The sequence below is a fragment of the Parasphingomonas zepuensis genome (assembly GCF_036663735.1).
Taxonomy (GTDB): domain Bacteria; phylum Pseudomonadota; class Alphaproteobacteria; order Sphingomonadales; family Sphingomonadaceae; genus Sphingomonas.
This window is the reverse complement of record NZ_JAXOJO010000002.1, coordinates 53779-80332: the sequence shown is the minus strand read 5'-3', so window position 1 is coordinate 80332 and position 26554 is coordinate 53779. Positions and strand designations below refer to the sequence as shown.

The 26554-nt window shown below is 66.5% G+C and carries 29 protein-coding genes and 1 pseudogene; 14 read left to right on the top strand and 16 right to left on the bottom strand.

The window, feature by feature from the left end; genetic code table 11:
- Positions 1-10 precede the first annotated feature (10 nt).
- The 6 genes from U1769_RS06885 to U1769_RS06860 form a co-directional block, all read right to left on the bottom strand.
- A complete protein-coding gene (locus tag U1769_RS06885) occupies positions 11-337 on the bottom strand; it encodes a YnfA family protein (protein WP_332713967.1) in 327 nt (108 codons plus the stop codon).
- A gap of 89 nt (positions 338-426) precedes the next feature.
- Positions 427-822: a hypothetical protein gene (locus tag U1769_RS06880; RefSeq protein ID WP_332713965.1), complete on the bottom strand. Its 396-nt coding sequence runs from the start codon at positions 820-822 to the stop codon at positions 427-429.
- 118 nt (positions 823-940) lie between these two features.
- Entirely contained in the window at positions 941-1654 is a 714-nt protein-coding gene (locus U1769_RS06875) for a sterol desaturase family protein (protein WP_332713962.1), read from the bottom strand.
- A gap of 237 nt (positions 1655-1891) precedes the next feature.
- Complete coding sequence (locus U1769_RS06870; protein WP_332713959.1) at positions 1892-2590, bottom strand: pirin family protein; 699 nt, start codon at positions 2588-2590, stop codon at positions 1892-1894.
- A 9-nt stretch (positions 2591-2599) separates the two neighbouring features.
- Positions 2600-3280 (bottom strand): response regulator transcription factor, encoded by a 681-nt coding sequence (locus tag U1769_RS06865; RefSeq protein ID WP_332713956.1) that lies wholly within the window; start codon positions 3278-3280, stop codon positions 2600-2602.
- On the bottom strand, positions 3277-4785 hold the full coding sequence (locus tag U1769_RS06860) for a sensor histidine kinase (RefSeq protein ID WP_332713953.1): 1509 nt from the start codon (positions 4783-4785) through the stop codon (positions 3277-3279). The genes U1769_RS06865 and U1769_RS06860 overlap by 4 nt, the downstream gene beginning before the upstream one ends.
- A gap of 298 nt (positions 4786-5083) precedes the next feature.
- Here U1769_RS06860 and pal point away from each other — a divergent pair, with 298 nt between their 5' ends.
- The 4 genes from pal to U1769_RS06840 all read left to right on the top strand — a co-directional run bounded on the left by pal (position 5084) and on the right by U1769_RS06840 (position 9277).
- Positions 5084-5590, top strand: coding sequence for a peptidoglycan-associated lipoprotein Pal (pal, locus tag U1769_RS06855; RefSeq protein ID WP_332713950.1), 507 nt, complete (start codon positions 5084-5086; stop codon positions 5588-5590).
- Positions 5580-5936, top strand: a complete 357-nt coding sequence (locus U1769_RS06850; RefSeq protein ID WP_332713947.1) for an MliC family protein — start codon at positions 5580-5582, stop codon at positions 5934-5936. Before pal ends, U1769_RS06850 begins: the two co-directional genes overlap by 11 nt.
- Before the next feature lie 262 nt (positions 5937-6198).
- Entirely contained in the window at positions 6199-8883 is a 2685-nt protein-coding gene (gene acnA, locus U1769_RS06845; protein ID WP_332713944.1) for an aconitate hydratase AcnA, read from the top strand.
- Between the two features lie 10 nt (positions 8884-8893).
- Complete coding sequence (locus U1769_RS06840) at positions 8894-9277, top strand: hypothetical protein (RefSeq protein WP_332713941.1); 384 nt, start codon at positions 8894-8896, stop codon at positions 9275-9277.
- A gap of 36 nt (positions 9278-9313) precedes the next feature.
- Here U1769_RS06840 and U1769_RS06835 read toward each other — a convergent pair whose 3' ends face one another.
- A complete protein-coding gene (locus U1769_RS06835) occupies positions 9314-10750 on the bottom strand; it encodes an amino acid permease (RefSeq protein WP_332713938.1) in 1437 nt (478 codons plus the stop codon).
- 113 nt (positions 10751-10863) lie between these two features.
- Here U1769_RS06835 and U1769_RS06830 point away from each other — a divergent pair, with 113 nt between their 5' ends.
- On the top strand, positions 10864-12012 hold the full coding sequence (locus U1769_RS06830; RefSeq protein ID WP_332713935.1) for an isovaleryl-CoA dehydrogenase: 1149 nt from the start codon (positions 10864-10866) through the stop codon (positions 12010-12012).
- 3 nt (positions 12013-12015) lie between these two features.
- Here U1769_RS06830 and U1769_RS06825 read toward each other — a convergent pair whose 3' ends face one another.
- From U1769_RS06825 to U1769_RS06810, 4 genes are all read right to left on the bottom strand, one after another.
- On the bottom strand, positions 12016-12915 hold the full coding sequence (locus tag U1769_RS06825; protein ID WP_332713932.1) for a GSU2403 family nucleotidyltransferase fold protein: 900 nt from the start codon (positions 12913-12915) through the stop codon (positions 12016-12018).
- A gap of 162 nt (positions 12916-13077) precedes the next feature.
- Complete coding sequence (locus U1769_RS06820; RefSeq protein ID WP_332713929.1) at positions 13078-14184, bottom strand: HlyD family secretion protein; 1107 nt, start codon at positions 14182-14184, stop codon at positions 13078-13080.
- Positions 14185-14186: 2 nt separating this feature from the next.
- Positions 14187-14633 (bottom strand): PaaI family thioesterase, encoded by a 447-nt coding sequence (locus tag U1769_RS06815; RefSeq protein WP_332713927.1) that lies wholly within the window; start codon positions 14631-14633, stop codon positions 14187-14189.
- A complete protein-coding gene (locus U1769_RS06810) occupies positions 14630-15253 on the bottom strand; it encodes a TetR/AcrR family transcriptional regulator (RefSeq protein ID WP_332713924.1) in 624 nt (207 codons plus the stop codon). The genes U1769_RS06815 and U1769_RS06810 overlap by 4 nt, the downstream gene beginning before the upstream one ends.
- Positions 15254-15296: 43 nt before the next feature.
- Here U1769_RS06810 and U1769_RS06805 point away from each other — a divergent pair, with 43 nt between their 5' ends.
- Positions 15297-16886: a DHA2 family efflux MFS transporter permease subunit gene (locus tag U1769_RS06805; protein WP_332713921.1), complete on the top strand. Its 1590-nt coding sequence runs from the start codon at positions 15297-15299 to the stop codon at positions 16884-16886.
- 18 nt (positions 16887-16904) lie between these two features.
- On the opposite strand, the gene U1769_RS06800 is transcribed toward U1769_RS06805, so the two are convergent.
- Positions 16905-17171 (bottom strand): hypothetical protein, encoded by a 267-nt coding sequence (locus U1769_RS06800; RefSeq protein WP_332713918.1) that lies wholly within the window; start codon positions 17169-17171, stop codon positions 16905-16907.
- Between the two features lie 152 nt (positions 17172-17323).
- On the opposite strand from U1769_RS06800, the gene U1769_RS06795 reads away from it, so the two are divergent.
- Both U1769_RS06795 and U1769_RS06790 read left to right on the top strand, forming a co-directional pair.
- Positions 17324-18100, top strand: coding sequence for an alpha/beta fold hydrolase (locus U1769_RS06795; RefSeq protein ID WP_332713915.1), 777 nt, complete (start codon positions 17324-17326; stop codon positions 18098-18100).
- Between the two features lie 106 nt (positions 18101-18206).
- A complete protein-coding gene (locus U1769_RS06790; RefSeq protein ID WP_332713912.1) occupies positions 18207-19166 on the top strand; it encodes a proline iminopeptidase-family hydrolase in 960 nt (319 codons plus the stop codon).
- Between the two features lie 92 nt (positions 19167-19258).
- Here U1769_RS06790 and U1769_RS06785 read toward each other — a convergent pair whose 3' ends face one another.
- Positions 19259-19735: a hypothetical protein gene (locus U1769_RS06785; protein WP_332713910.1), complete on the bottom strand. Its 477-nt coding sequence runs from the start codon at positions 19733-19735 to the stop codon at positions 19259-19261.
- 76 nt (positions 19736-19811) lie between these two features.
- Between U1769_RS06785 and U1769_RS06780 the strand changes: the two genes are divergently transcribed.
- Entirely contained in the window at positions 19812-19949 is a 138-nt protein-coding gene (locus U1769_RS06780; RefSeq protein WP_332713907.1) for a hypothetical protein, read from the top strand.
- A 315-nt stretch (positions 19950-20264) separates the two neighbouring features.
- Here U1769_RS06780 and U1769_RS06775 read toward each other — a convergent pair whose 3' ends face one another.
- Positions 20265-21101: an oxidoreductase gene (locus tag U1769_RS06775; protein WP_332713904.1), complete on the bottom strand. Its 837-nt coding sequence runs from the start codon at positions 21099-21101 to the stop codon at positions 20265-20267.
- Positions 21102-21153: 52 nt separating this feature from the next.
- On the opposite strand from U1769_RS06775, the gene U1769_RS06770 reads away from it, so the two are divergent.
- Positions 21154-21795, top strand: coding sequence for a TetR/AcrR family transcriptional regulator (locus U1769_RS06770; RefSeq protein WP_332713901.1), 642 nt, complete (start codon positions 21154-21156; stop codon positions 21793-21795).
- 136 nt (positions 21796-21931) lie between these two features.
- Positions 21932-23692: an MOSC domain-containing protein gene (locus U1769_RS06765; protein ID WP_332713898.1), complete on the top strand. Its 1761-nt coding sequence runs from the start codon at positions 21932-21934 to the stop codon at positions 23690-23692.
- 6 nt (positions 23693-23698) lie between these two features.
- On the opposite strand, the gene U1769_RS06760 is transcribed toward U1769_RS06765, so the two are convergent.
- A complete protein-coding gene (locus tag U1769_RS06760) occupies positions 23699-24070 on the bottom strand; it encodes a winged helix-turn-helix transcriptional regulator (protein ID WP_332713895.1) in 372 nt (123 codons plus the stop codon).
- Between the two features lie 85 nt (positions 24071-24155).
- On the opposite strand from U1769_RS06760, the gene U1769_RS06755 reads away from it, so the two are divergent.
- The 3 genes and pseudogenes from U1769_RS06755 to U1769_RS06745 all read left to right on the top strand — a co-directional run.
- Entirely contained in the window at positions 24156-24890 is a 735-nt protein-coding gene (locus tag U1769_RS06755) for an SDR family NAD(P)-dependent oxidoreductase (protein WP_332713892.1), read from the top strand.
- A gap of 69 nt (positions 24891-24959) precedes the next feature.
- Positions 24960-25391 carry a DUF5990 family protein gene (locus U1769_RS06750; protein ID WP_332713889.1) on the top strand — a complete coding sequence of 144 codons (432 nt, stop codon included), beginning with the start codon at positions 24960-24962 and terminating at the stop codon, positions 25389-25391.
- A gap of 103 nt (positions 25392-25494) precedes the next feature.
- Positions 25495-25836, top strand: a pseudogene (locus U1769_RS06745) (YciI family protein); the annotation flags it as partial.
- A gap of 127 nt (positions 25837-25963) precedes the next feature.
- Here U1769_RS06745 and U1769_RS06740 read toward each other — a convergent pair.
- On the bottom strand, positions 25964-26548 hold the full coding sequence (locus U1769_RS06740) for a hypothetical protein (protein WP_332713884.1): 585 nt from the start codon (positions 26546-26548) through the stop codon (positions 25964-25966).
- Between the last annotated feature and the right edge of the window lie 6 nt (positions 26549-26554).

The window sequence follows — 26554 nt, the reverse complement described above, 5'->3', positions numbered from 1 at the left end:
TCGCGTGGGGTCAGGCCGTGCGCGGACTGAACAGGATGATCCCGGCGCCGATCAGGCAGACGATCCCGCCCGCCACGTCCCAGCGGTCGGGCCGGACGCCATCGACAGCCCAGAGCCAGCCGAGCGAGGCGCAGATATAGACGCCGCCATAGGCCGCATAAGCGCGCCCCGCCGCATCGGCATCGACGCGGGTGAGCAACCACGCGAACAATGCCAGCGAGACCATGCCCGGCACGATCCACCAGGGCGACTTGCCAAGGCGCAGCCACGCCCAGAAGGCGAAGCAGCCGGCAATCTCCGCCAGCGCGGCGCCACCATAGGTGACGATCACCGGCATCGAACGGGCGATGTGCGATTCATTCGGGTCGATCTGCTCCGCACTGCATCCTCCTGCCGCCCATTGGCAGGCAACGCATAGCATGCCCCCTACAGGCGCGCCTCGTCTTCGGACCACCACCGCATCCCAGTGGTGCCGGCCGCCGATCCGACGATCGATTCAAGGGCAACTGCAAGCGCGGAGATGGTTTCGGTCGTGTCGATCCGCTTCAGCCATCGCCAGATCCTCGGCTTGCCCGGTTCGATGAAACAGAGATGGCCGTCCTGTTGATCAGGGTGCGGGCCGCAACCCACCCATAACGAGAAGGCGGGATTGTCGATCATGACGACCCAGCCCCAATCTTCATGGGCGAGCCTTTTGAGCTGGAAGCCATGGCCCGGCAGCCCCGCGGCAATCAGCTGCGCAAGCTTCTCGCCGCCGGGATTGTCATCGCCGGCATCGTCATCGAGCAAGGCCGTGTTGCTGAATATCAGGTGAGTATGCACACCTCCGGCGTACAGGACGGGATAGCGGCACTCCACCGTGGCGAGCCAATCGCCGTCCCCGGATGATACAGATCAGGCACCGTGTCATCGGACGGGCGCCGGCGGCTTCGCTGCGGCATCAGGCCCGCGTTCTTCGCCCGCCGCCGTGCATGTCCCTCGCCTCCGCGTCCGAAAGCCTTGCGACCCAGGGATAGCGGGCCGCCATTTCCTCCGTATAGCCCAGGTTGAAGACGGTCGGGCTCTTGGCCGGCCGGTCGGCGCGGATATAGAGCGTGCCGAACAGGCGATCCCACAAGAAGTTGGTGATCCCGAAATTGCCGTCCTCGTCATGGAAATGATGCTCGAGATGGCGCCGCTTCATCATCACCAGCATCTTCGCCCTGGGCTTGTAGGCAAGATGCTGGATGCAGTGGAAGAATTCGTAGAAGCAGGTCCATAGCAGCCCTGCGGCAAACCCCGCCGCCGCGCCGCCGACGCCGCCGATCAGCCAGCCCGGCAGCGCGGCGACGAGCAGCAAGGTCGGCAGCGTCGTGTAGAGCGCGCCGAACAGCACTTCGAGGTGGTTGGGATCCCGGTGGTGATCATAGTGGATTCGCTTCCACACACGCGCCAGCGCCGGCACCTTGAACATCCAGTGACAGTGCAGCACCCAGCGATGCAGCACGTACCAGACCAGCGGATAGGCCAGCATCACCAGCATGGCCGAAGCCAGTGTGGGCAGCGCCGCGGCGGGATGCCACAGCCAGATGCCGACCGACGCCGCCGTCAGGCCGAGATAGGTCAGTATCGTGTAGTGGCCGAGATAGGCGCGCACCAGTTCGCCGAAGGTCATGCGATTGAGGTGGTGCGACCGTTGCCAGAAGGCACGGCCAGCTTGTGTCCCTTGGTTCATCGGCATTGTCTCGCCCGAAAGCTCGCAAGCGAGCGGATACGACGCAGCTATCACCCGCCGCAGCGCCTGCTTTTGACGGCGGTCAATCGTTCCGGATCAGGCGCAGGGAGGTTTGACGCATCCGGTATCCCGGCACCGGCTCATCGCCTTGTCGAAGCATCAATAGCGCTGCCCTGTTCAGCGCGTGTCGATCAGCAGGATTTCGGCGAATTTACGCGACTCGATCCGGATCATCGTCTCGTTCGTGATCGCGGCGCCTTCGAGCGGGCCTATGGTCTGGCCGTCGATCTCCACCGAACCCGTGAGCGCCATCACATAGGCGTGGCGTGATCGCGTCAGCGCGTAATCGATCGCACCCCGGGCCGGGAGACGCGCGCCAAACACACGCGTATGCGATTGCAACGGCATCGCGAGACGGTCCTCCCGAAACCCGCTGGCGAGCAGCGCGAGACGTCCGGTTTGGGTACGGTTGGGAAATCTCACGGTGCGCCGTTGTATGCGCTCCGGCACTGTCTCCATCCGCAGCCGGACTTCGACGAATTCCGCAGGCCTGGCGCCGGGATTGCTCTGGGCATGCGTGATACCGCGCCCCGGGCAAAGCAATTGCACCTCGCCGGCCAATGTGCGGTCGACATCGTCCATGTTGACGCGGTGCGCGATCACGCCCTTGCGGACGATCGTCAGGATATCGACGCCGTCGATGGCGTGCGGCGGCATGTCGGCGCGCGGGTCGAGGATATTGTGGTTGAGGGTGGTCAGGGCGCCCCAGCGGCTCCGCGCGGACTCCTGATATTGCCCGAACGAGAAGTGATGGAGCGCTTCCAGCCCCGGCAACCGGCTTTGTCCCAATGCCTCGCGAGTTCGTACATCGATCATCCCGTCATCTCACGCACCCGGTGTCAGGCGATAGCCGACACCCGGTTCAGTCAGCAGCAAGCGGGGATCGCTGGGGTTTTCTTCGATCTTCTGGCGCAGCAGGCCCATATAGACGCGCAGATACTGGCTGTCGGCGCCTTCCGATCCCCAGCCCGCGGCCAGCAGCCGCTTGTGCGTCACTACCTGTCCGGCGCTGAGCGCGAGAACGCGCAGGAGATCGAACTCCTTGGGAGAGAGCTTGACCGGTTCGCCGTCGAGCATGACCTGCCGCGCCGGGAAATCGATGTCGAGCGAGCCGCCCGAATAGGTCTCCGGCTCGCTTTCCAGGCTCTTGCCGCGTCGGATCGCGGCGCGGATGCGCGCCATCAACTCGCCGATTTCGAACGGCTTGTTGACATAGTCGTCGGCGCCATTGTCGAGCGCGGCGATCTTCTCCACTTCCTGGTGCCGCGCCGAGATCACGATGATCGGCACGGCGCTGGCCGCGCGGATGCGCCGGATGACTTCCTTGCCGTCCATGTCGGGCAGGCCGAGATCGAGCAGAACCACGTCCGGGCGTTCGTCCAATGCGAGGCGTGATGCGCTGCTGCCGTCAGTCGCGATGATCACCTGATAACCGGCGGCGCCCAGAACCGGCTGGAGCACGGCGATCAGCGAAGGCTCGTCATCGACGAGGAGGATATGAGTCATGTGGTGCCAATCCCTTCGACAAGCGGAAGGCTGATGGTGATGCGGGTGCCGCGCCCCTCGATCCCCGGGACGGTCGCCCCGATGGTGCCGCCCAGCGCCTCGACGAAACCCTTGGCGATCGCCAGCCCGAGCCCACTCCCGCGCGGCGACGCCTCGCTGCGCGCGACGCGGTAGAAACGGTCGAACACGCGCTCGGCATCCTGCGCGGGAATGCCATAGCCTTCATCCGCGATGACGATATCGCAAAGCCCGTCGCGGCCGGATATCTCGATCCGGATACGGGTGAACTCCTCGCTGTAGGTGATCGCGTTGTCGAGGATGTTGATCAGCACGAGCTCGAACAATGCGGGGTTCGCGGCGATCTGCAGATCGGATTCGGGATGCTGCAGGACGATCGTCCGCGCGCCTGCGCGCGACCGCACCCGCTGGATCGCCGCCGCGACCATCTCCGACACACCGAGAACCTGCAGCGAGGCAGGCCCGCTGCCACTTTCCAGCCGGCTCATCTCGAGCAGGTTCGCGGTGTACCGGTTGAGCCGCTCTCCCTCCTCGACGATGCCTTGCAGCAATCGCAACGAGGTTTCCGGATCGAGCTTTTCGCCATAGGTGATCAGGCTGGATGCCGACGCGCTGATCGCGGTCAGCGGCGTGCGGAAATCATGGCTTACCGAAGCGAGCAGCGCCGTCTTCAGCTCTTCCGCCCGGGCAGATGCGCGGCGCTCGGTCATCTGTTCGGACAGAGCGGCGCGCTGGAGCGCCAACGCGACTACGTTGCCGAGCGCGTCGACAAAGGCCGGCTCGAATCCGCGTGGCCGGAACGGCTCTACGATCATCACGATCGGCAGCGCGGTACCGCCGTCGAGACGGCGGCCGATCAGCGTGCCCTGGCGCATCGGCGCCGGGCTCGACAACAGGGTCTCGGCGAAACGCCGCCATTGGCCGTTGTTCGACGGGGAAACGAGGGGGATCAGATCCTCGCCATCGGCACGGAACAGGGCGACCCTTGCCCCCAGGACCTCATGGGAAGCCTTGCCCACCGTCGCGATGACATCCTCGAGCCGCTGGGCGGATTGCAGCGCACGGCTCAGCTCCAACAGGCTATTGAGCTGGAGGTTGCTCGACCGGGCAGCTTCGGCATGATCCTTGAGCCGGCCCGCGAGCACGCCGGACACCAGCGCGCACAGGTTGAAGATGACGAGCGGCGCGATATCGCTGCCGGTGGCGAGCCGGAAGGTCAGAACCGGCTCGGTCAGGTAGAAATTGTAGATGAGGAACGCGACCAGCGCAGCGATCAGGGCCGAGGCGAGGCCGCACAGCGCACCGGCCACCGTGATGCCGAGCACGAAGACCAGCGCCGCCGCGACCTCGCCATAATAATGGGCAGCGGCGAAAGAGCCCGTGGCGGACAGGGTGACGAGCACGAGCGTGAGCAGGAACTGTCCGCCGCTCAGATGCAGCGTCACTTTACGCATCGTCCCGAGCAGCGAGGCGGGAGGATCAATCATCGGTTGGCAATTGCCCTATCCTGTTGCCCCAATCGCCCCCGCACCGACTCTACCCTCATATGCGGGCTGGTCCACGGCGGCTGGGCAAAGTCCGCGGGAGCAATGGCCTGCCCGCCGCCGTGGTGAGTGGAGCACCGCCTTCAGGAGGGGGAATTCCGCGCGGGGGAGCGCGGTGGCGGTGCTCGCAGTTCCGGGATAGGCGGGGCCCGCCCGAGCCGTCCATGCATAAAAAACCTATAGTAACGCCCCCTGCTCCCGCCGCTCTAAGGATCGCGTGACCGATCCGGGGGAGACAATGATGAGCAAGATAATCCTGACAGCCACCATTGGCGCGATGATGCTGGCCGGTTGCGCCACCAAGAAACTGCCGGTCGACGGCAACAATTATGCGCCCGGAGCTGGCGAGTCCCAGGCCGCGCCGAACGGCCTGGCCGGATTGCAGGCTGACCTGGTCGACGCAGCGGGGAGCGACCGCGTGCTCTTCGCCTACGACTCCTTCACGCTCAGCGCCGAGGCACGCCAGACATTGGTGCGGCAGGCGGCGTGGCTGCGGCAGCATCCGGATGTCGGATTCTCGATCGAAGGCCATTGCGACGAACGCGGCACGCGCGAATATAATCTCGCGCTGGGCGATCGCCGCGCCCGTGCCGCGGCGACGCTGTTGGCTGCCGAGGGCATCGCCCCCTCGCGCATCCGGACGATCTCCTACGGCAAGGAACGCCCCGAGGCGCTCGGGTCGGACGATGGGTCCTATGCGACCAATCGCCGGGCGGTGTCGATCGTGATTGGAAACCATGGCGACTGACCGTCGAAAAGCCGGCAGGCGCGCGGCGCCGATCCTGATCGTGACGTTTGTTTGCTGGGCCCTCGTCGCCTGCGCCCCCCGCTACGCGGGCAATGCACCCACCGACGAGCGGCAATATGATTGCGATGGCGGAGAATCCTTCTCCGCCACCTTTTCGGAAGGGCGGGTTCGGATCGACGTCGACGGGTACAGCTACGATCTGCAGAAGCGCCCTGCTTCAGTAGGTGTCCGCTATGGCGCCAAACGAGTCGCGTTCGCCCAGGACGAAGACCGTGCCGCGCTGATCGGCGCAGCAAATGGGCCCTACAAGGGCTGCATCGAAACGAACTTCCGATTCGAGAAATGACATTTGGCGGCGCCGCGCTTCGGCTCCACCGATTTCCCCTCTCCAATCTTCTGGCTCCCTTCACCGGCCCGCGCGCGATTGGGGCGCTGACGACGGACGCTGCGCAGCGTAAAAATCCCTTCGCCCACGCCCTTCCCCAACCGGGACCCCCTTGCTAAAGCCCGCGCGACTCTACGCATTCGCACATCGCCGGAGCGCGCCCGCGCGGAACTTTTCCGCCTCCCCGCCGCGCCCGGCCAGACAGGGAAGGAACCCACCCCGGATGACCGCCATTGGCCAGGATACGCTCGGCGCCCGCACCACGCTCAAGGTCGGCTCGAAGTCCTACGATTATTATTCGCTGGCCAATGCCGCCGAGAAGTACGGCGACATCAGCCGCCTGCCCTTCTCGATGAAGGTTCTCCTGGAGAACATGCTCCGCTTCGAGGACGGCAAGACCGTCACCACCGAGGACGTGAAGGCGATCGTCGACTGGCAGCAGGAGCGCCGCTCCGATCGCGAGATCCAGTATCGCCCGGCCCGCGTGCTGATGCAGGATTTCACCGGCGTTCCCTGCGTGGTCGATCTCGCCGCGATGCGCGATGCCATCACCAAGCTCGGCGGCGATGCGGCCAAGATCAACCCGCTCGTCCCCGTCCATCTCGTCATCGATCACTCGGTGATGGTCGATGAATTCGGCACGCCCCAGGCGTTCGGCGACAATGTCGATCTCGAATATTCGCGCAATTTCGAACGCTATGAATTCCTCAAATGGGGTTCCAAGGCGCTCGACAATTTCAAGGTCGTGCCCCCCGGCACCGGCATCTGCCACCAGGTGAACCTCGAATATATCGGTGAGGGCGTCTGGTCCTCGGCCAGCTGGGGCGAGCATGGCGACGGCAATCTCGTCGCCTATCCCGATACGCTGGTCGGCACGGACAGCCACACCACCATGGTCAACGGCATGGGCGTGCTCGGCTGGGGCGTCGGCGGAATCGAGGCCGAGGCAGCGATGCTAGGCCAGCCCGTCTCGATGCTCATCCCCGAAGTCGTCGGCTTCAAGCTGACCGGCGCGATGAGCGAGGGCATCACCGCCACCGATCTCGTGCTCACCGTCACCCAGATGCTCCGCGCCAAGGGCGTGGTCGGCCGCTTCGTCGAGTTCTACGGCCCCGGCCTCGATTCGATGACGCTCGCTGACCGTGCGACCATCGCCAACATGGCGCCGGAATATGGCGCGACCTGCGGCTTCTTCCCGATCGATGCCAAGACGATCGAATATCTCAAGCTCACCGCGCGCCCGGACGAGACGGTCGAGCTGGTCGAGGCCTATTGCAAGGCGCAGGGCCTGTGGCACGACGAGAACAGCCCTGATCCCGTCTTCACCGACACGCTCGAGCTCGACATGGGCACCGTCCAGGCCAGCCTCGCCGGCCCGAAGCGCCCGCAGGACCGCGTCTCGCTCAACAAGGTCGACGAAGTGTTCAACGGCGATCTGTTCAAGGTCTACAAGAAGGAGCAGCCCGTCCGCGCCGCAGTCGAAGGCCGGCCGGACGATATCGGCGACGGCGACGTCGTGATCGCCGCGATCACCAGCTGCACCAACACCTCCAACCCGTCGGTCTTGGTCGCGGCCGGCCTGGTCGCCCGCAAGGCCCGCGCGAAGGGCCTCACCTCCAAGCCCTGGGTCAAGACCTCGCTCGCCCCCGGCTCGCAGGTCGTCACTGACTATCTCAACAAGGCCGGCCTGACCGAGGATCTCAACGCGCTCGGCTTCAACCTGGTCGGCTATGGCTGCACCACCTGCATCGGCAACTCCGGCCCGCTCGCGACCGAGATATCCTCGGCGATCAACGAGAACGACATCGTCGCTGCCTCGGTGCTTTCGGGCAACCGCAACTTCGAGGGCCGCGTCTCGCCGGACGTGCGCGCCAATTTCCTCGCTTCGCCGCCGCTCGTCGTCGCTTATGCGATCAAGGGCACGGTCACGCAGGACATGGTCGAAACCCCGCTCGGCAAGGGTTCTGACGGCGAGGACGTGTTCCTCAAGGACATCTGGCCGTCCAATGCCGAGATCGCCGAAGTGATGGCCGCCAACATCGACGACACCATGTTCCGCGCGCGCTACGGCAACGTCTATGCCGGCGACGAGAAATGGCGCGGCATCGAGGTCGAAGGCTCCGACACCTACAGCTGGCGCGCCGGCTCGACCTATGTCGCCAACCCGCCCTATTTCGACGGCATGACCATGACGCCGGCACCGGTGCAGGACATCATCGAGGCCCGCCCGCTCGCGATCCTCGGCGATTCGATCACCACCGATCACATCAGCCCGGCCGGCTCGATCAAGGCGGACAGCCCGGCCGGCACCTATCTGCAGGAGCATCAGGTCAGCCGCGCCGACTTCAACAGCTACGGCGCGCGCCGCGGCAACCATGACGTGATGATGCGCGGCACCTTCGCCAATATCCGCATCAAGAACGAGATGGTCCCCGGCGTCGAAGGCGGCATGTCCAAATATGACGGCGAGATCATGCCGATCTACGACGCCGCGATGCGCTTCAAGGCGGACGGCACGCCCCTCGTCGTCATCGCCGGCAAGGAATATGGCACCGGCTCGTCGCGCGACTGGGCGGCGAAGGGCACCAACCTGCTCGGCGTCCGTGCTGTCATTACCGAGAGCTTCGAGCGTATCCACCGCTCGAACCTGGTCGGCATGGGCGTGCTCCCGCTGCAGTTCGCTGACGGGGTGACGCGCCAGACGCTCGAGCTCGACGGTTCGGAAAGCTTCACCATCCAGCACGTGGCGGATATCCGCCCGCGCCAGGAGGTCGAGGTCATCCTCACCCGGGCCGACGGCCGCACCGAAACCTTCCTGACCCGCTGCCGGATCGATACGGTCAACGAGCTGGAATATTTCCTGCACGGCGGCATCCTGCAGTACGTGCTGCGCAACCTGGCGGCCTGAGGGAATCCCGATGAAGGCGATCGCCTGGTCCCTGGCCCTGGCGGTCGCCCCCCTCCCCGTCGCCGGCTTCCCCGTCGCTGCGGCGGCGGAGGAATGGAAGGATTTCGTGACGGCGGATGGCTATGCCAGCGCCGTCGCGACGGACAGCCTCAAGAGCTCCGGCAATCTTCGCTATTTCCGCCTGCGCGCCGGCAAGATCGGCGATCCGCGCTATGCGATCGCCGATGTGCTGCTCGATTGCCAGAGCAAGCAGCTGACGATCGGCCGCGCCGAGCTCTACGACAAGGGCGTCCAGACCGGCGTCCGCCAGGCCGATCCCGCCCGGCCCTTCGTCGAGCCGATGAGCGAACAACCCTCAGGCGACGAAATCCTCGCGCTGGTCTGCACGGGCTGATTCAACCAAGTCCTTCTCCGGATGAGAGAGGGAGATTTAGCCCTTCCCCTCCACCGCCCGTGCCCGCGCGTAGAGAAAATACACCAGCAGCCCGATCCCGTTCCAGATCAGGAACGACACCTGAGTCACATGCTGCAGGCTCATGAACAGATAGCCGCACCCCAGGATAGCCCCCGGCGCCACCAGCCAGGCGAACGGCGTGCGGAACGGCCGCCGCGCCTCGGGGCTCCGCCGCCGCAGCACCAGCACGCACGCCGCTACCGCGATGAACGCGACGAGCGTCCCGGCATTGGCCAGCGATGCGATCACGTCGAGCGGCAGCAGCCCGGCCAGGATCGCCACGAACACCGCCGTCACCGCGGTGATCCGCGCCGGCGTCCCCCGCTTCGAGATCGCCGCGAGCGAGGGCGGCAGGAAGCCGTCCCGCGCCATCACCAGGAAGATGCGGCTCTGCCCATAGAGGAACGCCAGCAGCACCGTCGGCAGGGCGATCGCCGCCGCCGCCGCGACCACCGTCGCCACGCCCCCGCTGCCCAGTTCGCGCAGGATCAGCGCCAGCGGCTCGGCACTCTTCGAGAAGACGGTATAATGCACCGCCCCGACCGCCGCCGCCGCGACGACGATATAGATCAGCGTGCAGGCCAGCATCGATCCGACGATCCCGATCGCCAGGTCGCGCTCCGGGTTCTTCGCTTCCTCCGCCGCGGTCGAGATCGCGTCGAAGCCGTAAAAGGCGAAGAAGATGATCGCCGCCGCGCCCATCACGCCATATTTCACGCCGTGATCGTCGGCGACGCTGCCGAAACCGTTCGGCGCGAACGGGTGGAGATTGGCCGGATCGAAATGCGGCAGCGCAACCGCGACGAACAGCGTCAGGGTCGCGATCTTCAGGAGCACCAGGGCGCTGTTGATCCGCGCACTCTCTTTCGTCCCGCGCATCAGCAGCCCGGCAACGACCGCGATGATCAGGATCGCCGGCACGTTGATCCCCACATTGCTGAGATGCACGCCCCCGTCCGTCACCAGCGTCGGCCCATGCGTCATCCACCCCGGCAGGATGATCCCGAGGCCCTTCAGAAACCCGACGGCATAGCCGGACCAGCCGACCGCGACGGTCGACACGACCAGCGAATATTCGAGGATCAGGCACCATCCGACGAACCAGGCGATGATCTCGCCCAGCACTGCATAGCTGTAGGTGTAGGCGCTGCCCGAGGCCGGGATCATCGTCGCCATCTCGGCATAGCAGAGCGCGGCGCACGCACAGATCGCCCCGGCCACGGCAAAGCTCAGCAGCACCGCCGGGCCCGCCCGGTCCGCCCCAACGCCGATCAGCGTCAGGATGCCCGTGCCGACGATCGCGCCGACCCCCATCGCCACCAGATGCGGCCAGGACAGGGTCCGCGCCATGCGGTGATGCTCGGGCTGGTCCTCTGCCGCGACGATCGTCTTCAATCTGAACAGGCTGCGCATGTCGTCCCCCGGGATTTGCTGCAAACTAGGCGCCTTGGCGGCCTCGGCGCAATGCTGGCGCGGGCGATGGCGGAACGCTACAGCGCCACCAACAGGTTTCAGGAGAGACGATAATGGACATGACGCTGGATTTCGCCCTTGGCGAGAATGCCGACATGATCCGCGACGTGACCCGGCGCTTCGCGACCGACAAGATCGCGCCGCTGGCCGCGAAGATCGACGCAGAGGACTGGTTCCCGCGCGATCTGTGGCCCGCAATGGGCGAGCTCGGTCTGCACGGCATCACCGTGGAGGAGGAATATGGCGGCCTGGCCCTCGGCTATCTCGAGCATGTCATCGCGTGCGAGGAAGTCAGCCGCGCCTCTGCCTCGATCGGCCTGAGCTACGGCGCCCATTCCAATCTCTGCGTCAATCAGATCCGCCGCTGGGGCAATCCGGAGCAGAAGGCGAAATATCTGCCCAAACTCGTCTCGGGCGAACATGTCGGCAGCCTCGCCATGTCGGAGGCCGGCGCCGGTTCCGACGTCGTCTCCATGAAACTGCGCGCCGACGCGGTCGATGGCGGCTATGTCCTCAATGGCACGAAATTCTGGATCACCAACGCGGCCTATGCCGACACCCTGGTGGTCTATGCCAAGACCGGCGACGGCAGCCGCGGCATCACGACCTTCCTGATCGAAAAGGACATGCCCGGCTTCGCGATAGGCCAGAAGATCGACAAGATGGGCATGCGCGGATCGCCCACGGCGGAACTCGTCTTCGACGATTGCGTGGTGCCCGAAGAGAATGTGATGGGTCCGGTCAATGGCGGCGTCGGCGTGCTGATGTCGGGCCTGGATTACGAGCGCACGGTGCTCGCCGGCATCCAGCTCGGCATCATGCAGGCGTGCCTCGACGTGGTGATCCCCTATCTCCGCGAGCGAAAACAGTTCGGCAAGCCGATCGGCGCCTTCCAGCTGATGCAGGCCAAGGTCGCCGACATGTATGTCGCGCTCAACTCGGCCCGCGCCTATGTCTATGCCGTCGCCCGCGCCTGCGACAGCGGCCAGACCACCCGCTTCGACGCCGCCGGCGCGATCCTGCTGGCAAGCGAGAACGCCTTCAAGGTCGCGGGCGAAGCAGTCCAGGCACTCGGCGGCGCGGGATATACGAAGGACTGGCCAGTCGAACGTTTCCTGCGCGACGCGAAGCTGCTCGATATCGGTGCGGGCACGAACGAGATCCGGCGGATGCTGATCGGCCGCGAACTGATCGGGGCCTAGGCCTTACCACTCTGGCTGAGAGGGCGAAGGACGGCGTTTCTTCCACTCTCGATAATGCCCGACCAGTTCGTCCGGGATGCTCGCCTCGAACGCGGCATCCAGGGGATATTGCGGCATCGTCGCATCTACCGCGTCAAGCAAGGCGATGCCTTGCTTCTGATCCTTGGGTCGCTTGAGCGGGGTCCGTTTCGCCTGAGCTGCCATCCATAATTTCTGTAGGGCGAACCAGCGCGGATCCGGCGCCACGATGCGCGCCGGAGAACTGTCCCGGCAAACCACTACCCTGTCGACCGGATTCCCCAACAAAAGCCATTCCTGCTCCGGAAGCGGTACAGGCCTCGGCCGGTCGGTCCTGAGCATCGTATCCGCCCGCGACGGCGCGACGAGAATTTCCACCTCATAGGCCTTGGCATTGCGCGCCTGAAAGGTTCGTTCGGAATTGACGGTGAAAGTCGAATCCACCGCCTTCAGCATATCCCACACGGCCGCCGTGCTTTCGGCAGCTTCCGCCGACCATGCCAGATCGAAATCCTGGGTTTCGTCGGGCACACCGCGGATCGTTCCTCCAGCTTCGAGGGCATAGGCCGCCATCGCGTTGGTACCCACGACCAGTAGGTGGCTTCCGAGCAGGTTTCTGCGATCCGCCTCCCGCAATATTGGTCCGGCGTCGCTCGCCAGCATCGGAAGACGCAAGGCGCGATACAGGCGAGCCGTTTCCGCAAGCGCTCCGGCGCTTCCATCCCGTCGTTCCTTGAGCGCGACTTTCGAAACTCGATATCGCTGGAATCGCGCTTCATTTTCCTCGGACCAGGCACCCAGGCTGGTGCCGTTTCCGCTGCGATCCTTTATCTCGTAAAGATAGCTCCGCCCATTAACGTGCTTGCGCCGAAGGTCGTAGGGCAACGCCGCCAGCGCACGCTCGGCCTCGATCCAGACCTGATAGCGCTGCTCGAGATTGACCAGCGTCCTGGCCTGCTCGTCGGAGAAGGGATCGATGATCGACAGCGGATTATCCCACAAATTGCACTTTCGCCAAAATGTGGGATAAATTCCGGGAGGTCAACTCTAACGCAACCGCACCTTCGCCGTCACCGACAACCCCGGCCGCAGCCGCGCCACTACTGCCTGCCCCGGATCGAGCCTGATCCGCACCGGCACCCGCTGCACGATCTTGGTGAAATTGCCCGATCCCGGCTCGAACGGCAGAAGGGTGAATTCCGATCCCGAGCCCGGCGCGAAGCTCTCGACCGTGCCGGTCAGCTGGTCGCCGTCGAGCGCGTCGACCTTGATCGTCGCCGCCTGGCCGGGACGCATCGCGCGGGTCTGGGTCTCCTTGAAGTTCGCGACGACATAGAGCGCGCGGGACGGCACCAGCGTCAGCAGGCGCGAGCCCGGCTGGACGAAGTCGCCGGTCTGCACCTGCCGGTTGCCCACCACGCCGTCGATCGGCGCGCGGATGATGGTATGGCCCTGGTCCTGCCGCGCCAGCTCGAGCGCAGCCCGCGCGCGCAGAGCTGCCGCCTCGGCCTGCGCCAGTTGCGCGATCAGCACCGGGCGGCGGGCATGCGTTACCGCGGCCTGCTCGCTCGTCACGTCGCGGTCCGCCAGCACACGCGCCCGCGCTGACTGGGCGCCGATCGCGGTGGCACGGACGCGCTCGACGTCGCGCCGCGTGGCGAAGCCCTGCGCCACCAGCGCTTCGAACCGCACCCGGTCGGCCGCGGCGCGGCTATATTCCGCGTCCGCCGACTGGATCGATGTCTGCGCCGCCCGCACCTGCGCCGCCGCCAGGCCTTCATCCGCGTTCAGCCCGGCCAGCGCAGCCCGCGCGGTGGCGACGCCCGCATCGGCATCGGCGACCGCAGCCTGTGCCGCCGCCAGCTTCGCGTTGAACTCCTGCGCGTCGATCCGGACAAGCGGCTCGCCGGCTTTCACTGCCTGGTTGTCGCGCACCAGCACTGCCGACACCAGCCCGCCGACCTTGGGCGCGACCGAGCTGCTGTCGGCCTTGAGATAGGCATTGTCCGTGCTCTCCGCCGTGCGCGGCGAGAACAGCCAGACGAGCCCGGCCGCCGCGATCAGCACGGCGATCGCCGCGGCGATCAGCGGGTTGCGGCTGAGCCTGAAGCGGCGCCGCTTCGCTTCGACCGGCACGTCGATGGTGGCTGCCATGTTCATCCCGAAATCACCAGCAGAGTCGAGGTTGCGGTAGCAAGGATCCGGCCCGTGGCATCGGTCAGCTTCGCTTCGGCAAAGGCGACGCGGCGCCCCATGCTGATCACCGTCCCCTCGGCGCGCACCGGGCCGGTATCGATCGTCATGCCGCGCACATAGGAGATCTTCAGCTCGAGCGTCGTATAGCCCTGCCCCGGCGCCAGCTTCGAATGCACCGCGATGCCGCAGGCCGAATCGAGCAGCGTCGCGGCATAGCCGCCATGCACGCTGCCGATCGGATTATAGACGCGCCGATCCGGATTGCCCGCGAACACCGCGCGGCCTTCCTCGATCTCGACCAGCGCGAAATCCAGCGTCTCGCCGATCGGCGGCTGGCGGCCGGTCGCGAGCATCGCGCGCAGCTGCTCGATGCCGCTCATCGCGGCCAGGTCGATCGCCGCGCTCATTGCGCCTGCTCCAGCCCGAAACGATCGATCACCGAGGCGCGCGCACGGTCGAGGATCGCATCGGACTGCGCCGGATCGGCGACCGCGCGCGACAGCGTCACCGCGCCGACCAGCTCGGCCAGCATCGCCGCCCCGCCCGCCTCGGGATCGGGGGCACCGAGCTTGGCCAGCGCGGCGGCGAGCCGTCCCGACAGACGCGCCACCCCAGCGCCGAACCGAACCCGCGCCGCCGGATCGAGCCGCGCGAGATCGCCCGACAGCGCCGGCAGCGGGCAACCATGCTCGCGCGAGTCGCGATGCTGGTTCGACAGATAGAAATCGACATAAGCGCGCAACGCCGCGCGCGGATCGGCATCGACCGCCGTCACATCGAACCGGTTGGCCGCGCTCTCGAACATCGTCTCGATCGCCGCGGCGATCAGCGCCTCCTTCGATTCGAAATGCGCGTAGAAACCGCCATGAGTGAGGCCCGCCCGGGCCATGATCCCGGCAACGGCCACGCCGCCCGGCCCCTTGGCCCTGATTTCCCGCGCCGCTTCCTTCAGCACGCGCCGCCGCGTCTCGCTCTTGTGATCGCTGTCGTACCGCATGGCCTTGCCGATCTCCTTTATATGACGCATATAATATAAAGGCTGCCAGGGACAAGCCCAAGGACAAGCATCCATGTCATCCTCTCCTGCCGTCGGCGCGCCGATCGATCCGATGGCGCTGCCCGACGCGCGCAAATTCCTGATCTTCGGGGTGATGGCATTCGGCCAGTTCATGGCGCTGATCGACATCCAGATCGTTGCCGCCTCGCTCAACGAAGTGCAGGCCGGCCTGTCCGCCGGGCCGGACGAAATCAGCTGGGTACAGACCGCCTATCTCATGGCGGAACTGGTGATGATCCCGTTCGCCGCCTTCCTTGCCCAGTCGATGTCGACCCGCTGGCTGTTCGCCCTTTCCGCCGGCCTGTTCACCCTGGCGAGCGCGTTGTGCGGTCTGGCCTGGAGCATCGAATCGATGATCGCCTTCCGCGCGCTGCAGGGGTTCGTCGGCGGCGCGATGATCCCGACGGTGTTCGCCACCGGCTTCGCGATGTTCTCCGGGAAACAGCGCGCGATGATCCCGGCGATCCTCGGCATGGTCTCGGTCCTCGCGCCCACGCTCGGGCCCACGCTCGGCGGCTGGATCACGGACGCCGCCGGCTGGCGCTGGGTCTTCTACGTCAACGTCCTGCCCGGCACGCTCGTCACCATCCTCGCGTTGGCGGTCATCAGGGTCGACCGTGCCGATCCGGCGATGCTGAAGCGGATCGACTGGGTCCATCTCGCATCGATGGCGGTCTTCCTCGCCGGCCTCGAATATGTGCTCGAGGAAGGGCCGAAGAACGGCTGGTTCAGCGATACGAGCATCGCCGCCGCGGCCTGGCTGTCCTTCATCGCTTTCCTGCTGTTCCTCGAACGCTCCTTCCGTTCGGACAGCCCGATCGTGAAGCTCAGCCCGTTCCGCAAGCCGACCTTCGTCTTCGCCTGCGTGTTCAACCTGGTGATCGGCTTCGGCCTCTATGCCGGCACCTATCTCGTCCCGCTCTTCCTCGGCCGGGTGCGCGGCTATAATGCGAACGAGATCGGCACGACCGTGTTCGTCGCCGGCCTCGTCCAGCTCTGCGGCGTGCCGATCGCCGCCGCTTTGTCGCAGCGTATCGACCAGCGCATCGTCATCACCATCGGCCTCAGCCTGTTCGCGGCCGGGCTATGGCTGTTCTCCTATATGACGCCCGAATGGGGCTTCGCCGCGCTGCTGCTGCCCCAGGCAGTGCGCAGCTTCGCGATCATGCTCTGCATCGTCCCCAGCGTCGGGCTCGCGCTCAACGGCTTTGCCGGGCCGGAGCTGCGATACGCGTCGGGCCTGTTCAACCTGATGCGCAATCTCGGCGGCGCCATCGGCATCGCGCTGGTCACCACCTGGCTGCAGGACATGAGCCGTCTCCACGCGCTCCGCATCAGCGAGACGCTCGGGGCGGCACCGCGCATCGCGACCGACACGCTCGGCGAACTCGGCCGCATGATGGGCTCGATCACCCCCGATCCCGCCCGCGCGATGCTGATGGCGGAATCGGTCATGGGCCGGGTCGTCGCGCGCACCGCGCTGACGCTCGCCTTCAACGACGTGTTCCGCATCATGGCCTGGCTGTTCATCGCCGCCCTGGTGATGGTCCCCTTCTGCCGCCCGCCCAGACAGGCGAGCGCGGCGCCAGTCGATGCGCATTAGGCCCTGATCCGATCCGCCTCAGGCGATCCGAGTCACTTCGGTCAGCGCCGATATGGCCCCGCAGCGGCGCCACAGATCCTGAAGCGCGGCGCGGGCCGGATCCTCGCGGAAGGCGGCGAGCGCCTCGGCGTCCGGAAAATGGAGCAGGTTCATTTCGCTGCGCCCATCGGCCGATCGCAGCCGCTCCTCCACGGCCGCGCCGTGCCGCGCCAGCACCGCGGTCTCATAAGCCTCGAACAGCGCGAGATCGGCACCGGAGATGTCGAGCTGGACGAAGACGAGCATTGCACGGACCCGTATTTTGCTGGCGGCCACGACCGGTCGAACCACATGATCCCTCGCCTCGACCCCGTGGAAAAGCAAGGGGCCCCGATCTGGGCGCATCCGGCCGCACGCGCTATAAGCCCCGGCGACATCCCCGGCCCGGAGCACATGCAATGACCATCGATCGGCGCACCTTCGCGAAAAGCATCCTCTCCGCCGGCGCCGCGACCATGCTCGCCGGCCGCGCCCTGGCGCAGACTCCGCCGCCCGCAAAGGCCCGCAACATCGTGCTGGTCCACGGCCTGTTCGCTGACGGTTCCTCCTGGTCGGAGGTCATCCCGCTGCTCCAGGCGCGCGGCCTCAACGTCGTCTCCGTGCAGAATCCGCTCACCACCCTGCCCGATGCCGTCGCCGCCGCGACGCGTGTGCTCGATCGGCAGGACGGACCTACCGTGCTCGCCGGCCACAGCTTCTCCGGCATGATCGTAACCGAGGCGGGCGTGCACCCGAACGTCTCGGCGGTAGTGTATGTCGCCGCCCGCGCGCCCGACGCGGGCGAGGATTTCGGTGCGCTCGCCGGGCGTTTTCCCGCGCCGCCGGCCAGCGCCGGCATCGTCTATGACGGCGATGAGGGCCGGCTGAGCGAAGCGGCGTTCCTGCGCGATTTCGCCGGCGATCTGCCGACCGCCAGGGCTCGCGCACTGTTCGCGGTCCAGCAGCCGTTCAATCGGGCGCTGCTGGCAGACCGCACGACCAACGCCGCCTGGCGCAGCAAGCCGAGCTATTATGCGGTGTCGACCGAGGACCGCACGATCAATCCGGAGCTTCAGCGCTACCTCGCCAAGCGGATGGGCGCGAAGACGATCGAGCTCAAGTCGAGCCATGTCTCGCTGATCTCCCATCCCACCGAGGTCACCCGGCTGATCCTCGACGCCGCCGGCCACGCCTGACGCGCGCAGCGCGGCCGCGCGTTGCAATTGTAGCCCGACAGTCGTCGCGGCGTCGGCGCGTCGCCGCTATCCGGTCGGAAACGACACCGGAGCGACGGAGTTCATGATGACGATCAGCAGGCGCATGTTTCTCCAGGGCGGGGCTGCCCTGCCACTGGCCCTGGCGGCCGGTCCCGCGATCGCCCGCGCCGCCCCCGCGCGCACCGGCTTTGCACAGGTCCCGGGTGGCCGGATCTGGTGGCGCATGGATGGCTCGGGCCCGAAGACGCCACTGCTGCTGCTCCACGGCGGCCCGGGCACCGGCCATGATTATCTGGAGCCGCTCGCGGCGCTGGCCACGCAGCGCCCGGTCATCTTCTACGATCAGCTCGGTTGCGGCCGCTCCGATCGCCCCGACGATCCGTCGCTATGGACTCCCGCGCGTTTCGTGAAGGAGATCGACGCCCTGCGCGCTGCGCTCGGGCTCGATCGTATCCTGCTTTACGGCCATTCCTGGGGCGGCTGGCTGGCGCAGGATTATATGCGGCAAAGCCCGGGCGCGGCATCGGTCGATGCGCTCGTGCTGGCCTCGACCTCGGCCAGCGCCGCGCAGTTCACCGCCGGCGCGGCCCGCCTGCTCGCTGCGTTGCCCGACGAAATGGACGCTACGCGCCGCCGGCTCGAGGCGGCGGGCCAGACCGACACGCCCGCCTATCAGGCGATCGTCCAGGCCTTTTACGACCGGCATCTGGTTAATCTGGACCCGCTCCCGGCCTATGCGCAGCGCAGCTTCGCCAACCTCGCCAGTTCGCGCACCTATCCGGCGATGAACGGCCCCAATGAATTCACCGTCACCGGCACGCTGCGCGGCTGGGATGCCGAGGCGGCGCTGGGCAGGATCAAGGTGCCCACCCTCGTCCTGTCGGGCGAACTGGACGAGTTCACGCCCGATTGCCACGAGACGCTCCACCGCGGCATCGCCGGATCGCGGCTGGTGGTCCTGTCCCAGGCCCGCCACCTCGCGATGGTCGAGCGTCCCGCCGCTTATGTGGCAACCCTGCGCGATTTCCTCGCCCCGTTCGCCTGACGCGCCGTTTGCCGGCGGCGCATCACACTGTGCGCCGCCGGGCATCTGGTGTCCTTTTCAGCTTCGCTGAGTCGGCACCGGAAAAAACGACGCTAGGAAGCCTGAGCGATCTGCCAGGTCTGTTCCACGGACGAATTGAAGTCGTAGATAATCGGCCGGGGGTATTTGCCCGCGTCGAGCGAGAATTTCTGCTGGCCTTCGTCGATCAGATTATACGCCAGCAGAAGCCGGGTAGGGTACGGGAAATACCATTGATCGAACACAGTTCCTGCCGGCGTCCTGCCGACCTCGTTCATCACACACAGCGATCCTGACGCTTGTACGGCAACGCCCAGATTGTAAATTTTTCCACCATTGCCTGTCATCTGAATATAGGAAGGACTCACATTCAAGAATCCGGGGATCGTTGGAACTATATTCCACACATAATATTTCAGCCCACCGCCATTTACGGATAATACCGGATTAAAGTTTCCGCTTCCGTCATATTCCGCACCGAGAACGTTTGGATTCTGGCCTCCACTTCGAGTGTTTTTAATCGTTACTGAGCCACTGAATATCTCTACCATTTTCAGATCCTCTCCATTTTTATGATTAGTAAAATATTTGTTAAATGCGGAATTAGATCAAGCTATAGTCTCCGAAATGGACCATAAAGATCTGTATCGTAATTGCGGATTACAGCAGCATGAGCCGCTGGACGCGCCGGGATCCGCCAAAATCGGCATCGATGATCGCGCAGAGTTTTTACGTCCGAAATCGCACCGGATTCTCGGCACATAGTCCAAAAGGACTGCTTCGTGCGGTGCGACGAAATCCGCTGCCCCAGCAAAATTGTGACGATGATGTTGTCACGTCCGGGATCGGTCGTGATGATTCGCAGCACATGGTGCCAGTCCCGCGTGAAGGAAGCGATCTGCCCCAGCCGCTTGATGGCCGGGGACGCCGATCAGGATTGCGCCCAATCCGCCGGCGAAACGCCGTCGGCGATCAGAACCCACACCCGTCCGGCGCACGCACGCGTGCGAGCGTCCGAGGCCAATTCTCCACTGTCCATGAGTTGGGCCGGAGTCCGGAACCCCGTTGCGCGCGAAGGGATCAGGCGAAGCTCGTCGAACGCGAGAGCGAAACCCAGGCATCGATCTCCGACTTCATCTGCGCGAGTTTCTGCTCGACCACCCCCAGCGCGTCCTCGCCCAGGAACAGCCGCGTCGGCGGGTTTTCCGCGGCGACCAGCGCCAGCAGGGCCTGCGCGGCCCTGGCGGGATCGCCGGGCTGGTTGCCGCTCTTCGCCTGGCGGGCGGCGCGGATCGGGTCCATCACCGCGTCATATTCGGCGATGCTCCGCGGCGTGCGGTCCATCGACCGGCCGGCCCAGTCCGTGCGGAACTGGCCCGGCGCAAGCGCGGTGACGTGGATGCCGAACGGCGCCACTTCCTTGCCCAGCGCCTCGGAAATGCCCTCGAGCGCAAACTTGCTCCCGCAATAGAAGCTGATGCCCGGCATGGTGATGAAGCCGCCCATCGAGGTGACGTTGATGATGCGCCCGCGCCGCCGCGCGCGCATGCCGGGCAGCACTGCCTTGATCATCGCGACCGGGCCGAACACATTGGCCGCGAACTGGCGCTGGAGATCGTCGATCGAGGATTCCTCCAGGACGCCTTCATGGCCGTACCCTGCATTGTTGACCAGCACGTCGATCGGCCCGTCCCTGCGCTCGGCCTCGGCAACCTTGCCGGGGATCGCATCGAAATCGGTGACGTCGAGCAGCAGCGCCCGGGCGCGGCCAGGCGCGCTGGCCTCGAATGCAGCGGCATCGGCCGCGCTGCGCACGGTGCCGATCACGTGATGGCCGGCGTCGAGCGCGCCCGCCGCGAAGGCGCGCCCAAGGCCTGAACTGACGCCGGTGATGAGGAAGATAAGGGGACGATCCATGCGGCAACTCCTGAGTTTGTGTCGAAGATTATATCATGATATAAGTCCCGTCATGACATCCAGCAAGACCGTCCCGGACCGGGCGCCCGATCCGACTCGCGGCGACAACCGAACGCGCATCCTCGACGCGGCCGAACGACTGCTGCGCGCGGGCCGGACCGCCGAATTCTCGATGCGCGATCTTGCCGCCGAAGCCGGGCTGAGTTTCGCCACACCGTTCAACCAGTTCGGCTCCAAGACCGCGATCATGCAGGCCCTTTCGGAGCGGCGGATCACCGCGATGGCCGAACGCTTCGCCCGCGCGGCTCCCACTGGCGACGCTGCCGATCGCGTGCTGGCGGCAGTCGATATCGCGGTCGATGTGCTGCTTGAGGAACCAGAGGTCAGCCGGCCGGTCATTGGCTCGCTCGGCAGCCCGACCGCTGAACCGGGCCGGACCGCCGAACGCTCGCGCGCATTATGGGCGGCCGCTCTCGGCGATCTCGACGGCATCGCCCCGGCACTTGCCGGGGTCGCGGGCACGCGCCTCGCCGATCAGCTCGCTTTTGGTTTTCGCGGCTGCCTGTCCTTCTGGGTAGCGGGCGAGATCTCCGATGCGGATCTGCCCCGGCACGCGCGCAATATCGCCGCGACCCTGCTGCTCGGCTTTGTCGCCCCGGAGCGTAGCGGCCTGCTGCTGACGGAGCTTGCCTGACGCTCAGTTCTCCAGCTGAATCGAGGCACTCGATATGAAATTCAGGTTGCGATGACGCCGGCTATTGGCAGGATAGCCGCCGCCGTGACGCAAGCGGCACATGCGCATGGCATCGCGATCCTCGTGGGAGCCGTTCATGACGAAACGACCTGCCGGTCTGCTGACCTCAGTGAATGTCGGGATGCCGCGGGATATCCCGTGGCGGGGCAAGACCGTGCACACCGGCATCTGGAAGGAGCCGGTCGCCGGGCGCCGCCGGGTGACGCGGCTCAACGTGGCGGGCGACGGCCAGGGCGATCTCGCCGGCCATGGCGGCGAGCACCGCGCGGTGTTCGTCTACCAGACCGGGTCCTATCTGTACTGGGTTGACCGGCTCGGCCGTCACGATCTCGGCCCGGGCCAGTTCGGGGAGAATTTCACCGTCGACGGGCTGCCCGACGACGAGGTCTGCATCGGCGATCGCTACCGCATCGGCACCTGCCTGTTCGAAGTGACTCAGCCGCGCGTCACCTGCTACCGGGTCGGCATCCGGACGGACAATCCGCAGATGGCCGCGCTGCTCACGGCAAGCGGACGGCCGGGCTTCTATTTCCGCGTGCTCGAAGAGGGCGAGGTCGGGCCGGGCGATGCGATCGAGCTGATCTCCCGCGAGTCTCAGCGCATGACGGTGCGCACGATCAACGCCCTGCTCTACTCGTCCCATCACCCGCAGGATCAGCTCGCCAGCGCCCTGCGCATCGCTGCGCTCTCGCCCGGCTGGCGCCAGTCCTTCGAGGCCCTGGCCGCCGCCGGGGAACGGGCCACCGGGAATGCCGGGCTTGCGGCGGCCACCGGCGTCGCGCCCGGCTTCCGCCCGGTGCGCGTGGCGCGCATCGCCCGCGAGGGCAGCGACATCGTCTCGCTCGAGCTGCAACCGGCCGACGGGACGCCCATGACGCGCCCGCTGCCCGGCCAATATGTCGTCCTGCGCCTGAAGCCCCAGGCTGACGGCCCGCCGCTGTTCCGCAGCTATTCCCTGTCCGGCGCGCCTTCCCCCGGGACCTACCGGATCAGCGTCAAGATCGAGCCGCACGGCGCTGCCGGCGCCTTCCTGAGCACTGCCATCCGCCCCGACGACGTGATCGAGGTGAGCCAGCCGCGCGGCGATTTCACGCTGCGGGAAGGCGACCGCCCGGTCGTGCTGCTCAGCGCCGGCATCGGCGTAACGCCGGTTCTCGCCATGCTTCACGTCCTCGCCGGCACCGCCACGCCGCGCCCGGTCTGGTGGCTGCACGCCACCCGCGACAAGGCCTCGCACGTCTTCGGGCCGGAGGTGCGGCAGCTGGTGAGCGCCCTCGCGCAGGGCCGGTCCCGCCTGTGGTTCACCCGACCAGCCGCCACGGACCGCGAAGGCGCCGACTATGACGCCGCCGGCCGCCCGACGATCGCCGCGCTCGAATCCATGGGTGTCCCGCGGGACGCCGATTTCTATCTCTGCGGCCCGCCTGCCTTCATCACGGATCTCACCGCCGGGCTGACCGGCTGGGGCGTGCCGCGCGACCTGGTCCATTCCGAGCTGTTCGGCGGCGGCCCCGCGCTCACCCCCGGCATCGTCGGCGCGACCGCCCGGGCGCCGCATCTGCCGGAGGGCCCCGCCGGCACCGGGCCGCTCGTCTCGTTCGCGCGCAGCGGCATCGCCGTGCGCTGGCGCGACGCCGAGCAGAACCTGCTCGAACTGGCCGAGGCCTGCGACGTGCCGGTCCGCTGGTCGTGCCGCGCCGGGGTGTGCCACAATTGCGAAAGCGGCCTGATCTCCGGCGCCGTCGACTATCAGCCCGATCCGCTCGACCAGCCCGCCACGGGCAATGTGCTGCTCTGCTGCGCCCGCCCCCGCCAGGATATCGTCATCGATATCTGACGCGCGCTACTTCCCCTCGCGCCACGCACCCCGCTCGGCGAAGATGCGCGAGACTTCGGCCATGTTCTCGCTCCCCCAGGTGCACAGCGGCACCAGCGCCTCGGCCAGGCTGCGGCCGAGCGGCGTCAGCGCATAATCCACGCGCGGCGGCACTTCCCGGTAATCGGTGCGCTTCACCACGGCGTCCGCCTCCAGCTCCTTCAGCTGCTGGATCAGCACCTTGTCGCTTACGCCGCGCACCGCCCGTTTCAGCGCGCCATAGCGGTTCGGGCCCTGCAGAAGGAAATAGAGGATCAGCGGTTTCCACTTGCCCGAAATCAGGCGCAGCGTCGCGTCGAGGCCGCAGGAAAAGCCGGGAATCGGAGAAATCTCGCTCATATCTGGGTACTTACCAAAAGGTGCATACTTGTCCACAGGTGGGTGCGCCGCCAGCTACGTGCAACCTCGAACCAAGGAGCACGACATGGACAGACTGGCAGGCAAGACGGCGGTGGTAACAGGCGGCGGCAGCGGCATCGGCTTCGCCGCGGCCGAGCGCTTCATCGCGGAGGGCGCGTTCGTCTATATCTTCGGCCGGCGGCAGGACGCGCTCGATGCGGCCGCCGCAAAGCTCGGGGAGAATGCCCGCGCGGTCGCCGGATCGGTCGCCGATCTCGCCGATCTCGACCGCTTGTTCGCCACGGTGAAGGCCGAACGCGGCGGGCTCGACATCCTCCTCGCCAATGCCGGCACCGGCGCGCTCGTCCCGCTGAGCGAGATCACGCCCGGCCATTACGACCAGACCTTCGACGTCAATGTGAAGGGCCTGCTCTTCACCGTGCAGAAGGGCCTGAAGCTGATGCGTGAAGGCGGCTCGATCATCCTCACCGGCTCGAGCGCGGGCGTGATGGGCGCCCCCGCGTTCAGCGTCTACAGCGCCACCAAGGCCGCGGTGCGCAATTTCGCGCGCAGCTGGGCGCAGGATCTGCGTGGCACCGGCATCCGCGTCAACGTGCTCTCGCCCGGGCCGACCCGCACCGATCTCGCGATGGACGTGGTCGGCGCCGAGGGCATGAACGCGCTGGGCGCGGACACGCCGATCGGGCGGCTCGGCGAGCCCGCCGAGGTCGCCGCCGCCGCCGCCTTCCTCGCTTCGGCCGACAGCAGCTTCATGACCGGCAGCGAAGTCTTCGTCGACGGCGGCGTCGCGCAGATCTGAAGTCCCGGGAGCGCGCGGTACCCCCGCGCGCTCCCTTCTCCCTACCGCCGCCCCGCGCTATCAACCCGCATGGCCAGGGCGGATCAGCGCGAGATCGGGTTGCGCATCGTCATCGATCGGCCGGTCATCGGCGTGCTCCACAGTCTCCAGGCGAAGGACGAGAGCCCCCTCGATCCCAAAGCCTCGCGCGCCGGCGAGCCGCTCGTCTTCGATCTCCCCATCCGCATCGCGCCCGGCCCCAAATTCTTCGGCGATCAGGTCCGCCGCGAAGGGCCGGTGCGGCGCTTCGTCTATATCCGGGTCGGCCAATATGCCGGCGATGCCGCCTCGCCCTGGGCCCGCCGGATCAAGATCGACATCCACGATATCGCCGAGGACCTGCTGGAACGTGTCGCGCGGGACGGCGGCGTGATCGAAACCACGATCAGCGGCACCGCGCCGGACGGCACCCCCAGCTGCGCCACCATCCGCCCGACCAGCCGCCGCATCGCCGCGCGCTGAGCCCGCCCGGAAAAAAATTGCGCCAACGCTGTCGATTGCCGACACTGCCGCTCGTCGTTCCGATGAGGCGCCAAAACGGCCGCCTCACGCAAGGAGACAGACGATGCGCGTAATGGTGTTCATGATCGCCACCGAAGACAGCGAAGCCGCCACGCCCCCCACGCCCGAGGCCTTCGCGGCGATGGACCGCTTCACCGGGGAACTGGTCGCCGCCGGCGTCCTGGTCGCCGGTGCCGGCCTCAAGCCAAGCGCCCAGGGCAAGCGCATCGTCTGCGACGGCCCCGGCCGCACCGTCATCGACGGCCCCTTCGCCGAGAGCCGCGAGATGGTCGCCGGCTTCTCGATCTGGGAGGTGAAGGACCTGGACGAAGCCGTCTCCTGGGCGAAACGCTGCCCCAATCCCATGCCCGGCCGCAGCGAGATCGAGATCCGCCCCTTCTACGAAGCCGAGGATTTCGCAGAATTCATGACGCCCGAGGACCTTGCGGCCCCGCGCGATGGCGCGCGCGGCAAGCTCGGCGTGGCCTGATCGCGCCGGAGCGCGCGCCTGCTCGCCAAAGCGCCACCCCCGTTCAATCGCGCCGCGGCGTCAGGACCGGGGGTGGCGCTTCGGCGCGCCGGAAGATTTCCCAAAAGGCGCTGATCGGCCCGATCGCGCCCAGTGTGAGAAGCACGATCGACACCCCATTGATCGCGTTGAGCGAGGTCAGGCCGGTCAGCCTGCTCACCACAGTCGGCACGGAAAGGCCGAACACCTCCCCGGACGCGTTCGACAAGGCCGCGAGCAGCCGCGTGACCGAGAGGATCGCGCAGATCATGAACACCGATATCCGCACATTCACCGCGCGCGGGATGCGACCGGTCCTGCACAGCAGGAACTGCCACGCGGATAATCGCTTGAGCGCCGTCAGGGCCGTCACGGGAATGCGCGAGAAATAGAGCGCGGCCGCCAGCACCACGATCGTTGCGACCCGCAGGATCGCGATCCTGTGGCTCCCCTGCAGCGAAGAAGCCAGCGCGTTGGTCTCGATCGCGCCCCGCGAACCGTGAAACAACACCAGGTCGGTGCTCACCATGTCGAGCAGGTTGAAGCCTATCAGCCACGCGCACACTGCGATGTACGAGGTCCGGCCGACGATCTTCTTCAGATGCTCCACGGCGCG